This is a genomic window from Herpetosiphon geysericola, assembly GCF_001306135.1.
Lineage (GTDB): Bacteria > Chloroflexota > Chloroflexia > Chloroflexales > Herpetosiphonaceae > Herpetosiphon > Herpetosiphon geysericola.
In genome coordinates, this window is the sequence record NZ_LGKP01000018.1 from 62,123 (window position 1) to 75,424 (window position 13,302).

At 43.4% G+C, this 13,302-nt stretch carries 9 protein-coding genes; 2 read left to right on the forward strand and 7 right to left on the reverse strand.

What is annotated here, in order from left to right:
- Positions 1-269: 269 nt before the first annotated feature.
- Entirely contained in the window at positions 270-1,073 is an 804-nt protein-coding gene (locus SE18_RS10900; RefSeq protein WP_152976614.1) for a hypothetical protein, read from the reverse strand.
- A 131-nt stretch (positions 1,074-1,204) separates the two neighbouring features.
- A complete protein-coding gene (locus SE18_RS10905) occupies positions 1,205-2,179 on the reverse strand; it encodes a hypothetical protein (protein ID WP_054534491.1) in 975 nt (324 codons plus the stop codon).
- Between the two features lie 450 nt (positions 2,180-2,629).
- Between SE18_RS10905 and SE18_RS10910 the strand changes: the two genes are divergently transcribed.
- The gene (locus tag SE18_RS10910; protein ID WP_152976615.1) at positions 2,630-2,953 is read left to right on the forward strand and encodes a hypothetical protein; all 324 of its coding nucleotides are present in this window, start codon (positions 2,630-2,632) and stop codon (positions 2,951-2,953) included.
- A gap of 40 nt (positions 2,954-2,993) precedes the next feature.
- Positions 2,994-3,278, forward strand: a complete 285-nt coding sequence (locus tag SE18_RS10915; RefSeq protein WP_054534493.1) for a hypothetical protein — start codon at positions 2,994-2,996, stop codon at positions 3,276-3,278.
- A 139-nt stretch (positions 3,279-3,417) separates the two neighbouring features.
- Here the strand turns inward: SE18_RS10915 and SE18_RS10920 are convergent, their stop codons facing one another.
- The 5 genes from SE18_RS10920 to SE18_RS10940 are packed head-to-tail and all read right to left on the reverse strand — an operon-like array spanning position 3,418 to position 13,039.
- The gene (locus SE18_RS10920; RefSeq protein WP_236706847.1) at positions 3,418-8,424 is read right to left on the reverse strand and encodes a tetratricopeptide repeat protein; all 5,007 of its coding nucleotides are present in this window, start codon (positions 8,422-8,424) and stop codon (positions 3,418-3,420) included.
- The gene (locus SE18_RS10925) at positions 8,421-9,959 is read right to left on the reverse strand and encodes a CHAT domain-containing protein (RefSeq protein ID WP_054534495.1); all 1,539 of its coding nucleotides are present in this window, start codon (positions 9,957-9,959) and stop codon (positions 8,421-8,423) included. Before SE18_RS10925 ends, SE18_RS10920 begins: the two co-directional genes overlap by 4 nt.
- A gap of 5 nt (positions 9,960-9,964) precedes the next feature.
- Complete coding sequence (locus tag SE18_RS10930) at positions 9,965-11,761, reverse strand: hypothetical protein (protein ID WP_152976616.1); 1,797 nt, start codon at positions 11,759-11,761, stop codon at positions 9,965-9,967.
- Positions 11,754-12,713 carry an AAA family ATPase gene (locus tag SE18_RS10935; protein ID WP_054534497.1) on the reverse strand — a complete coding sequence of 320 codons (960 nt, stop codon included), beginning with the start codon at positions 12,711-12,713 and terminating at the stop codon, positions 11,754-11,756. Before SE18_RS10935 ends, SE18_RS10930 begins: the two co-directional genes overlap by 8 nt.
- Positions 12,698-13,039, reverse strand: a complete 342-nt coding sequence (locus SE18_RS10940) for a CU044_2847 family protein (protein WP_054534498.1) — start codon at positions 13,037-13,039, stop codon at positions 12,698-12,700. Before SE18_RS10940 ends, SE18_RS10935 begins: the two co-directional genes overlap by 16 nt.
- Positions 13,040-13,302: the final 263 nt, after the last annotated feature.

Here is a 13,302-nt window from a genome sequence, read left to right on the forward strand (position 1 = left end):
AGACAGCGCTGGACAAAAATTTTTGATACTGGTGGTATCACAGAATTTGGATAGGTGTTGTCAGTAAACCTTTGATGTCCTGGCCATTCATTCATAGATCAGGCGGATACGATGAACGCATAGTATGCACATCAAGAGCGGTTTACCAGCAAAACTCACACAAATGTACCATTAATTAATGTATTTTGATGGCGTTTCATGACATGAATATTGTATTCAACCCTCTATAAGATATTCTACTTAATTAGTCAGGGAGAGTTGGAAACTCATTACAATAGCCCAACAATAGATATCTTATGGCCATATACTTTTTCAATAGTATTTTTTAATCGCTGTGCATATTCTTGGATACTTTTTTCGGCGTCTTCGAGTTCGCTACGTTTTATAGGAGGAGCCTGAAAAATATTTCCGAATTGCTGGATAGCAGCTTCCGCGTAGCGTTGATTTTTTCGATACCGCTCAATCATATTAATACAGTGTTTTATTTCCTCGTTAATATCATTGAGCCTCACTTCTTTCGGTTTTAGGTTGAGCACTTCCTCGGCTGTTTGGAGTCCCGTACTGAGAATCGGCGTATCATCAGGCTCTTTACGGTCAGCACGCGATTTGCGCCGCTCCGCTAAAATTTCCTTAACTTCGTTGAAAAGAAACGCGACACCTTGCATCAAAATCGGATTGGCAAGCCCCTCAAGCTCATTCATAACATCACTCCCTTGTATTAAGCTGTTGATCTCTAAAACTATGAGACCATCCAAAAAATTCAAAATCTTGTTTTTTGGATGGTCAATTCGCTGATGATTTGTTCTTTGTTCACTTGCTGTCGCCTTATCATTTAACGCATCAAAAGCGAGGGATACATCATTCTTAAATGTGCTCCGTAATCCTCCAACGCGGGGTAATCCAAGTCTTGGTGGGGCAACGGCAATACGTTGAAAATATACCAAATCATGAGGATAATAGCGTTGAATTATGGGCGTTGCCTTCGCAATCCAAGCAGCTACCTCATGCCAGCTACCGGATTGAGTTGACTCAAGTTCTTGTTTCAATTGAACTAAAAGCCTATTATTACTCACGTTAAGAATACTCCCTAGTAGAGTATGAATAGTATACATTATTGGTGATGCTATTTAAGGTATTTCATAAATTGCTTTATTTAAGATTTCGATGGATATACCATAGATCTATTCAATCAGGTAGTCTATGATCATTGTTCATTCCAGAAAGGATTCATTTCTTGTTTTATCTCGCTCCCATCTAATGGGATGTACCATGTTTTTTCAAGTCCTCTTCGAGTTCCAGTTACACAAAATAAGGCACTATCGTTATTAACAAATCGGATATTTAAGAAATTTCTTGCCTCAGCCCATTTTGCATAACCATTCTCACACGTCTCTGTACAAAGGATCTTTGTCGTCTGTGAATAAATATCAAAAATTGCAATACTCTCTTTCCAATCCACCGTATTTATTACATTATGGTCTGGCTCTTTGCCTTCATTATCAATGATATACGTACTTGGAAGAGAAGATGAGGAGAAATCATATGCGAAACTATAGGCAATAAACCTATTATTTAATGAAAATATCGGTTTTTCATAGATAATTTGATTATCTGGTGATGAAAAAAGAGGTGTTATACTTTTTATACTAAATAAGTAAAATTTTTTTTGGTCCCAATCATTACTATTTTCATAAACTCGATTGGTAAAACTTCTTGTAAAATTATGAATATACAGTACCATATGCATGATATCGAGCGAGTTTTCTAATTCAACCTCAAATCTTCTTTCAGTTTGAATTAAATCTTTATAAAAATAAGTAGTATTATCTCGCAGAATTATTTTCTCATCATCATAATGATACCATTGTTCACCCCAAGTAAAGTCTGACGGCTTAATATATTGATTAAATACGCTTTGAAAATTTTCAATGACGCGCTCTATTTTTTCTATTCTCTCAAGAATATTGATAGAAAATAATGATTCAGGAAGGTGATTAAGTCTTATAAGTTTTTCGTCGATAGAATCTATTTCCTCTTGTACACCATTGATTGAATTACGTATTTCGATTGGAACATTAATCCCGTATTGAGCCTTAACCTCATTAAGATATCGCAAATTATCACTATGCGTGCTGCGCTGTTTTAGAAGTGATTCGATCTCTTTTTCTATTTCACTCATTTGAACTAACCTCTATTCTTGATCTATTGAACGATTATATTCATCATATTGATTTTCTATCTCTATAATACAATACATCCGCATCTTTCGACAATGAGTAGAGAAAGATGATTAAGGTCTCCTTTTTCTCCACAACTAGGAAATCACTGGTATTGTAGTTCGTCACAAATAGTGAGATTTCCTCATGCTAAATGTATCAAGTTTCATCACAAATTAGCGATGTGTGTCAGATATTAAGACTGGTCTATAACGCTCTAAAACTGTAGATTTTGGTTCAAATACACCCGTTCATCTATTTTTCAGGATTAATCATCATGGGTAAGATATTGCACACGAAGGTAGGTATTTTGAAGGCCTTCAAAATACCTACCTTCGTGTAATTAAAACATGTACTTCTATGTTATGATAGATCTATGAAGAGGAGAACGAGACACATCAATGAGGATACTGATGCCAGCTAACCGACACTCCCAAAAGCCGAAGCATAGCATCCCACCAAGTACGATCCTTGCCTATCCATCCACACTCACACTCAAACCGGGTGATCTCGAAGCGTGGAGTGAGCGGGTAAGCGACTATATAACAACAATACATGATCGTGCGGCCACCGTTGGATTACGGCTTAAGTATATGGCGAATGAATCAACCAATTTTGATACGCCTATTGGTATATGGTATGTACTCAACGGTAACGAAATTGTGCTTGAAGGTACAGAGGTTGAAGCCTATGATTATATCGAGGCAATCATTGAGGATAAGGTGATTCGTTCGTAAGCACTATAAGCAACCTCTTAAACTATAGAAGGAGACTTGAATGCACATCGATGCACTCTTTACTGAGTTAGCCAACGTCAACGGGGTATTTGAAGTGGCACGAGTGCTAGAAACGTTTGAACTCGTGCGGAATGCAAAAGACGGGAGGGTACAATGCGTTACCGTTCAAATCCTTGATAATGGCACACGGGCAAATCCGCACTATCGCTATGGCTGTTTTGCTACAGCGGATGATGGGCGCACCGCTACGGGCAATCCTGATGAATCAATTGAAATGGCGATCAAACTCATGCATTGGGAACACTTGGATCTGCCGTTGGATTAAGTCTTTTTTTGGGCATAGGGTACTGATATTGGATACAAATCAGCCCCTGTGGTTAACACAAATTAATGTCTCTTTCCCCCCTCTTCTCATCATTTCCACACGCGGGATGGACACCAAACATGCCCATCCCGCACCACATTTATTCCGCCCGATTCGTCGCTATCGACTGAAGCCCAATAATGATATTGCGGTAGACCTCCGCTAATCCCGTCGTATCAACTGCCTCCCCCTGAAGGAGTGCTCGTGCTGCTCGCAACGCACGGGCAGCATCCATCCATGGCGAATCCTCTGATTCCCCCTCGGCAGCTTGATCGCTCATGGTGCTCAGGCGTGCGACAAGCGGATCGGTAACGGTGGGATCATTGCGGTGGAGCGCATCGGCAGTGGCCTGCAACAGGGGCATAACGTGGCGATAGATCGGATGAACAGCAATCTGCATCTGCGCGATGGCGGCTTGGAAACGGTCACTCAGCTGCGGAAGCAACATTTGCCACTGAGTTTCATCGTCACGTAGCCACGCTTGAAGTGTTTGCACAAAGATACGCGCGTCATCCATGGGCAGATCATCGCGCTGACCAAGCGCATCAAGCTGGGTTACCAGTGCCTGTCGTGAAGGCTCGTCATTGCCCTGTAGCTCGGCAACCACGGCCTGATTAATCGCGTCGAGCAATCCTATAAACGATGCCTCATCGCGTTCACCTGCCACCCATGCCGCAATGCGCGTGTCAATACTCAGCGATGGGTGCATCTGGACCAACAGGGTTTGATAGAACGGTGTCAGCCGGGTCGCATCGGGCTGATCACCTTGGAGCATCGTCACAAGCGCAGCCAAAAAGTGTGCGGCATCCATCCATGGCGAATCCTCGACTTCACCGTCTCTCACGCGCTCCACAAGGGTGGTAAGGTCGGCAGCAACCTTAGCGCATTGGGTGGTATCGCCGCTCGCTATGGCCTGCTGGGCTGCATTGAGATAGGGTTGTAATTGCTTCGCAATCCGTTGCTCCGGCGTGTCATTGGGGTCAGCTTGGACGGCGTGGTAGATTGCCTGGATAGTGCCTTGCCATTGCTCGCTTAACTGCGGGAGCAGCATGTGCCATTGGGCTTCATCGCCGCGAAGCCATGCTTGGAGCATCTGCACAAAGCGTGTAGCCCCTTTCATTGGTAGCAATCCGTCTGTTGCGAGTGGGTCAATTTGTGCCGCAACCTGCTCGCGGGCAGTAGGGTCACCCGTTTTGAGCGCCGCCACCACGGACTGACAGACGCGCTCTAGCAGAGATTCAAATCCGGCGATGTCACGCGCACTTGTCATCCATTGGGTAAGATGCTCGTCGAGAGAGGGTTGCGCGATCTGATCAAGGATGGCCTTCGTTTGCTCAGCCTCGCGAACTGCCCCGAGGTGGAGAAAGATCGCATACGCCTGCTCAAGCAGCGGCTGCCCATCAGCATGGCCTTGCTGAAGTCGCAGCTGACCTAACATCACCCAGGTGCTGGCGATCCCCTGGCGGTCGCCCAGCTCGTCGTGGATCGCCAGCGATTCGCGATACAGCCGCTCCGCCTCCCCATACTCCCCCCGCACCTGCGCCAGATGCGCGAGGGCGTACAGCGTCGCCCCCCGCCCCTGGCGGTCACCCAGGTCGTCTTTGATCGCCAGCGATTCGCGATACAGCCGCTCCGCCTCCCCATACTCCCCTCGCACCCGAGCCAGAGTCGCGAGTTCGTGCAGCGTCGCCCCACGCCCCTGGCGGTCACCCAGGTCGTCTTTGATCGCCAGCGATTCGCGATACAGCCACTCCGCCTCCCCATACTCCCCCCGCACCACAGACAGATATGCGAGTTCGCGCAGCGTCGCCCCACGCCCCTGGCGGTCACCCAGTTCCTCATCAATGGTGAGTGATTCGCGATACAGCCGCTCCGCCTCCCCATACTCCCCCCGCACCACCGATAGATACGCGAGTTGATGCAGCATCGCTCCGCGCCCCTTGCGGTCACCTAGGTCTTCAGTGATGGCGAGCGCTTCGCGATACAGCCGCTCCGCCTCCCCATACTCCCCCCGCACCTGATACAGATTCGCGAGTTCGTGCAGCGTCGCCCCACGCCCCTGGCGGTCGCCCAGTTTCTCTTTGATCGCCAGCGATTCGCGATACAACCGCTCCGCCTCTCCATACTCCCCCCACATCCGATACAGATTCGCGAGGGCATGGGTAACCCTGCTTTGTAATGTCGGTAGTAGACACGACTCGGCGATCTGCAACGCTTCTTCATATAACCGCTGAGCATCACCCGTCACGCCAAATTGACGCTGCATCTCAGCGATCCAATAGGCCACATGGCCTGCATCGGCGGGTGCAAGATACGCTCGTCCAGCCAGCAAATCTGGCAGTTTCACACGCACGTCGGTCGTTAAAGTCCCTGCTTCTTGGTAGGCACGGTAATACCCTGCCTGCTGATGGGCATAGCGGCCATACCGTGTTTGGGCGTGCTGCATCGGCGTAGTCATCCTTTCGTGTAAGGGTGGATGATCTCGCAGATACCGTAGGGTTTGCAGCAACGCGGGCTGAAACCCAAACACCTGTTGTTCCGCAGCAACACCCTGAATCAGCGAGGTCGCTTCGAGTTGATTCAGGCGGGCAATCGCCTGGGCCGTCTCATAGCGGATTCTATCCTCCGTCTCCGTTGTCAAACCCCAGATCGCCGCCGCATTCTCGCCCCAAATTAGCGGATTCTCGAGCAGACTCAGCTGGAACAATGCTGCCTGCATCGCTGGAGCGAGGGCATCGACCGATAAACGGATATTAACCGCCAGCGATTGTTGGTGGTGTGCGCCATCAATCGTCTGCGCCGCCGCCAGATGTATGTGCAAATCCGCAAGAAATTGGTCGGGCTGCGGATTGGGGATGGTTGCCCATCGCCGCGCCGTCAACTGAATCACCAACGGGATAGCCCCAATCAGGCGCACGATCTGTTGCATGATCGTCCGTGGCGGTGGGTCATGCGGCAATACCGTCCCACCACACCAGCGTTCAAACAACGCCACCGCATCGGCTTCGGCCAAGCCTTGGAGTTGGCCGCCCCGCCCATCGGGCGGATAGCACGCTTCCGCAATTCCTTCCAAGCGAATGGGCGAATGGCGCGTCGTAAACAGCAACTTAATCCCGATGCTTGCCACCTGTTCCCACAACATCTGAATCGCCTGCGCCGCGTGATGCCGCTGAGCCGGTATCGATGCCTTACCATCTGCCACCGTGACTGGATCGGCCAACTCATTGGATTCTTCATCTTGGCGACCTAAGGCCCACAAAATCGTTTCATAGCTATCGACCACCAGCAAACATGCCTTGCCGCGTAGCTGTTGGATCACCTGCTGCTGCACGTCTGCTTCCTGCCATGTTGGATCAAGCGCCAGTCCCAACCAGCCAGCACACCAACTCAATACGCCCATAAGGTCGAGTGATGGTTGGTTCGCAAACGAATAGGCATACACGCCATCGCGAAACCGCCACGCCAGCCGTTGCGCGAGCGCCGCCACTAAGGCAGTCTTGCCCATCCCCCCGGCCCCCCGCACCGTGACCACCGGATGCAGTGCGACCAGATCCGCCACCTCAATCAATTCCGTCCGTCGCCCAATGAATCCGCGCTGTGTCACCTGAAGAGCATTGATCATGGGTGGCACAATCCGCACAGCAGGCAATGGCGCGGCCACGGTCACCCTGCTCGGCTGCCACTGGTAGCCGTCGGCGACATACAACACGGGCTGCATCCACACCGCAGGATGATGTCGTTCCCGATCCTGCATCGCTAATCGCGCATCCCATAACGCAGTCAGCGGATCGGAACCCCGCAACAGCGACGGATAAAAATCCGTGGCCCAGTGCTGCCCATGGCGATCTTCCACCGGGCCATCCATCCCAATCACCACCGGAACCCCTTGCTGGCACAGTTGGAACGCCAAGCTCGCGGTGTCACCCTGGGCTTCCGCACTATGGCACGCATTCAAAAACGCCAACTGCGTCCGCGGGCGCAACCGCTGGCTGAGCAGCGCCATATCCTTCGGGTCAGCCCGCCCGCTGCCATCGTCAAACAGCACCACGGGTCGGCCATCATGCCAGTCGCTATGCCCTGTGAAATGGTAGATCACTGGTTCTCGATACGAGGGAATCGTGCGCAACAACGCATTCATCGTCGGGGCCAGATCGTGCCAAATCACGGGCAGCGCGGGGATCGCCTGCTGCACCTCTTGGGCAAGCGGTGTGACGAGGAGCGATGCAGGAAGCGCATCGAGGGGTTGCCACTGCCCATCCCGTTTCCACAGCAACGGCTCGCAGGATTGAACGACCAACCGATAGGGCTGTGTTCCATCAGGCCGATTCGCGGCCAGCTGGGCCTGCATGCGTTCGGTCATGGGGACTAACCGAATGAACAGAGTTTCGGTAATCGCCCACCGTCCCTTGATGCGCAACCACTCCCATGGAATCGCCTGAAGAATCGGATCACTGCTCCGAATCGCGAGGACGGCCTCTGGATCAGGAGCGGGAGCTACCAGCCAATCAGCGGGCCAGTGCTCACCGTGCAACGCCGTATACAACGCATCCCCATAGGCAATCCCATCGGCATCGGGCGTGGCCAGCGGGCGCTGGGCGAGCAACAGCTGGGGATCGAACGTGCCCAACACTCGTCCATCAATAACAACTTTCGCTGTACCATTATCGTGCATTATCAAATCAATGATTAGCAATTTATTTATGAAATCTTTGTCTAATACGGATTTATTTGGTATATTTTTTCTATCTACTATTTGTACATCATTTATACTTATAGTATAAACTGGTATACCCGCATTATTTATTAAAACAATACGAAAAGATCCTGTACAGGGTTTATCAGTGGCAGTTATAAGGAATCTTGCCGGACCATATGTACCCCCAAAACGATGTAATATTAGCGATGATGTATCAATGGGTTCATAACTAAATAAGGGCATTGTTTCTAGTAAACAGTAGAATTCATACTCTTCACTAGAAGATGTCCATTCAATATTCTTATCCGATAGCTCAATATCGACTGTTAAAACATATGTTTTTCCAGCTTCGGCTTCTTTAGGATAGCTGATCAATGGTTTTATATTTATTGTTGATGATTTACTTATCATACAATATTACCTAAAGATTTTCGGCTAATATTTAGAAATACGAAAGGATTTCCATAATATACATACATTGATGTATAAAGAAAATTAAGCCAATTCTCTTTAGTATCACTTTTATTTAAAGTATCAAGGGCATGCCCTCGAATCTGGCGTAATATTTCAGCAATATAAATAGAATTACTACTATTTGATGCATGAAATATTTTTTTCGCAATTTGAGCCGCATGCAAACATCCTATGGGACCCATCGTGCCAATATATCCATGAGCAAGCAGAGCAAGAGCCGTCTCTGGTAGTCCATATGGTCCATCAGCATCCAGAATAAGCCGACCAGAGTGACAGGCATTTATAAATACAATTCTATATTTAGTATCATGCTCTTCAACTTCCTCTAGATCTACAGCAACGATATTATTTGAAGGATTTTTGAATGATCCAATTGATGTTTCATATTTATGATTATGAACAAATATCCCATGACATGCAAGGTAAATTAATCCAATATTATCAAGAGTATTAGATATTCTATCCACAAATTCTGGTATCCCAAAATATATATCTGTTTTATATATATCAAGATTACTCCTCTCTTCTTGCGAATATTCTATTTCCTTGTCATCTATATATGCCACAATATCTCCAGAAAATTCAAAATTCTGAAAGCTCAATAGCTTATCATATCCATTTACACCTCTTATCAATGTCCAACGTGTAATATTTGCAATAATTCCTAAATATAATTTTCTATCTAAACGTATTAATTCCCAAGGTATTTCAAATCCTGTTTTATCATAAATTATTAATGAAAATTCACTTTGACAAATATTATAGAATTCTCGTAACCATATTATCAATTCAGAAAATTTATTCCTTGATAAATATTTAAAAATATTTCTAATTTTCTTTGGATCTTTTTCGTCAATTATTAAGTCAGCTATTGATTTTTCTGTATAATCTTTAATATCTTGACTGAAATAATTATTACCTGCCCATCCTTGTAAATAAATTTTCTTTTCAGAAGGATTATTCACATAAAGAATAGCTGTCTTATGTGGTAATTTTTCTTCAGGATTGATATTAGATGATTTCAGTATAAGATCCATTTTTGATGAATTATCTTCTAATCCATCAACTTCTATCATAACTGATGTCAATATTTGACTAAAATGTGATTTAGGTAAGTTATATCGTAAATTCAAGTAGAAATAAAATTTATTTACTGTATTAGATACACGTAAATTAAATGTATATCTTTTATTATGATGATTCAATGGATTCACAATATAACGCAAATCATCAAAATATATATTATCATTAGGTTCGTCAATACCAATACTTATAACTATATCTTCTATAATATAAATTGAATTTTGATTTTCTATATCCGATGAAAAATTCCTAATTCTTCTCGACTCATTTATATTTGTAAATACATTAACAATATATAATGAACCTGGATTTAAAACCCATACACCTTTTTCATTCGTTGTAGCACCATATATATCTAATTGAAAAAACCATTTATACATTTCATTCATACTTATTACCTTTTGTACAGATAAGTATCAATTACTTCAAAAGAAGCATCTAATGCGCCAGCAATATTTAATGGCAAATTAACATAAGTAGAAATTAATGGACTAATAACAAAAGACTCTAATCGCTGAAAATCTCTAATTTTATCGGCTATAGATAACGTATCTTCGATTCCTTCACGTTTTATACCATAAGGATAATTTAATGTGTAGCTTGCATTTAATGGAACATTTCCTCTTCCATCCGTCAAAATCACCAAACGAGCAGCATTAATAGTATTACGCCCGCGATTTAATATATTTTGTAAAGTCTTTAAAACCAATTCAAAGCCATGTGCCAAAGGAGTTGCTTTTCCAGGAAAAGCATTTAAAGCTTTAGCCATATTAGGAGATAATACATTTTTCATTTCTATTTTATAGGCTCGTAACTCATACAATGCATCTTCTCTCTCTATTCCTACCTGGATAATTACGATAGGTGAACGCTCTTTATAAGCCCACTGGAAATGATATTCTAAAACTTTTTCTAGATCTACTTCTTTTAAAGAAGTATAATCAATCAAGAGTATCAAGATGCTTTTTGATACAGTAAGTCTTCGATACGATTTAAGATCCGATAAAAATAATTTCAACTTACCTTTTTTTGATCTACGAATAGGTTGGTATATGATAGAAGATAAAATTGTCGGTACAATAGCTATATCACTAAGCGTTGTTGCAGATTTCACTCCAATATGTACACCTTGTGGCTTTATACGAAATTTATGTGTTGATATAGGAATTTGTAAAGAATAAATATCGTGATTGGAAATAATTTTATCTTCAGGATACAGATCTTCTATCAAGATATCAGTATTATCAAATAATTCAATATCAGATTCTTGTTTAGAAGAAATCACCTCATCTACATCTTTTTTTAATAATTTGCTTGGTTCGGATAAATTTCCGACTGATTGAGGCTCTGATATATCAGTAAATGGCTCTATATCCTTATCACCATCTATAGTATCTTGATTATAAGAAATATGATTGTGATAGCGTTTAGCCTCTGGTATCACTCCCAATAATTCAGCAGCATCAATCACATCAGCATTAGTAATTTGTATTTGCCCTTTTATTCGAGCCAGTGCTATTGTTAATCGAGCAAGCGTAATATCTCGTCTCATACTTGTAGCATTAGGAAACATTGCTGCAACAAACGATAAAAATTTATCATCCCATACAGGCCACGGTTTATTGATTGAGGCCAATCCAATCTTCCAATTATCCGAATTCATAGAACAAGAAAATTGTTCATAATCGCTTATATCCGTAGTTAATGGAGATTGTAAACGCAAGGTAAACCGATCAAGTAAGTGAGGAGAAACATCTCCAATATCCCTTCTTGAACAAGCAGCAAGCCACCATGTATTTGGAATCCATGATTCGTGCTGCCCATGACGCTCTAATGAAATAATATCACTACCAATACTAACAACACATGCCCGTTGAGCAGCTAGACTTAATCGTGTAATATCTGGTATAGTCACAATACGCGGTAATCCATTATTTTCTCTCAAAAGCCCTGTATAACTGGGTAAGAATGAACTAATTGATTTATTTCCCCACAAGGTATCTTCATCTTCTATACTGGAAAGATAAACATGATCAGGTGGATTCACTACTATTGAAATTATCTCGCTAAGGATATCCTTCATTAATACAAGTAGTTGCGGATGTGCATCTAATATCAGAATCCCTTTTAATCCAGGAACCATAACAGATGCAGCAAGAATATGATTAAATTTTTGGTAGATTCTATTCATATTTACTAATCAATCTTGTTAGTAAATCATCATCATTTTTATTCCATGATTGATTAAAATTCTGACGTCGATGTTGGAGTGCCAATGGGGCTACAGTACGAATATGTTCAATCGTTACGGCAGACATTCCTTCTCTTGCAGCTAGCGCACGTGCTGCCAAGGCAAGAATATAGTCTCCTCGATGACTTTCTGACTGAAATCCCATTGCTATATGTATACATACTTCTTTATTATCAGTCGATAATGTTGTATCTGCAAATTTCTCTCTTGCTGTAATAAGAGATTGATAACAATAATTATTATCTTTATAGGCTTGAGTAATCCATGAAGACTTTTTCTTTTGCTGTAGCTCGAATATAGCAGCATCAAATTCAAGAACTGTTTGTAGTATCTGAGAACGAATATTGATATCTTTTTCGATTGATATATCTGCCATTAAGCCAAATCGGTCTAATAGTTGTGGGCGTAAATTCCCTTCTTCAGGATTCATTGTACCAACAAGCATAAATTGAATAGGTTTAGATTCATTACGTCCTTCACGCTGAATTGTTAGGATTCCCGTCGAAGTTACATCTAGAATAATATTTACAATATGATCATCAAGTAAATTTACCTCATCAATGTAAAGCAACTTACCATTGGCATCCTCTAAAAGACCAGGCTGTGGTCTGGCTTTCCTGTTCATAAGTGCATCAATCTTCCATCCACCAATAACTCTATCCTCGGTTGCATTTATAGGTAAAGTAACAGGCATAGATTTTGATACCATGATGGAGAACGCACGAGCTGTTGTAGATTTGCCTGTTCCTCGATGTCCGCTAATCAAAACACCGCCCAGTCGAGGTGCAATAAAAGCTAATTCTAGTCCCAATTTCAGTGTCTTTTGTCCAACAATACGACTGTACGGTAAGACTCGTAAAGAAAAACTATTCAAATTTATTTGTGCTTCCATAACATTTTTACCTGCAATTGAGCCTCTGCCCCCAGCTTTGTCAAAATGGCCCCGGTTTCGGTATTTAATTTAATCGCAAGCTGAATCTCAAATTCGCTTGGTCGAATAGCCATATCAATATCTTGTATAGCCTGATAAGCCATACTTGCACAATCGCGGGCTAGGTTCAAGCCTTGTCGAAAGACATTTTGCGTTTTAGTAAGAACATCAGTCACAGATCGTTGGCTATGATCGTAAAAAGAATTAGCAGTATCAGCCTCATCGAGTTCTATATTAATTTCTATTGGTACACCATCGACCATATAAGTATCTCTAATAATAGTCATAGATAATGTCCCCCATACATATATCACATAAATGGTTAGTGAGACAATACTATCACAAAGGTATTGGACTAGTCTAGATAATAGAAGAGCTATTTAATCACTAATAGTTGGATGAACGGATTGAGGGGTATATATATACGCTTGATGTGAGTTATGATGAAAGCATTGCTTGACAAACAAGGACGGAAGTCCCACGATGGAAGTGCTTACCCACCATCCGAAGGAGTTCCGTCCATGGCTAGTATAGCATTTTCTGACCTGAT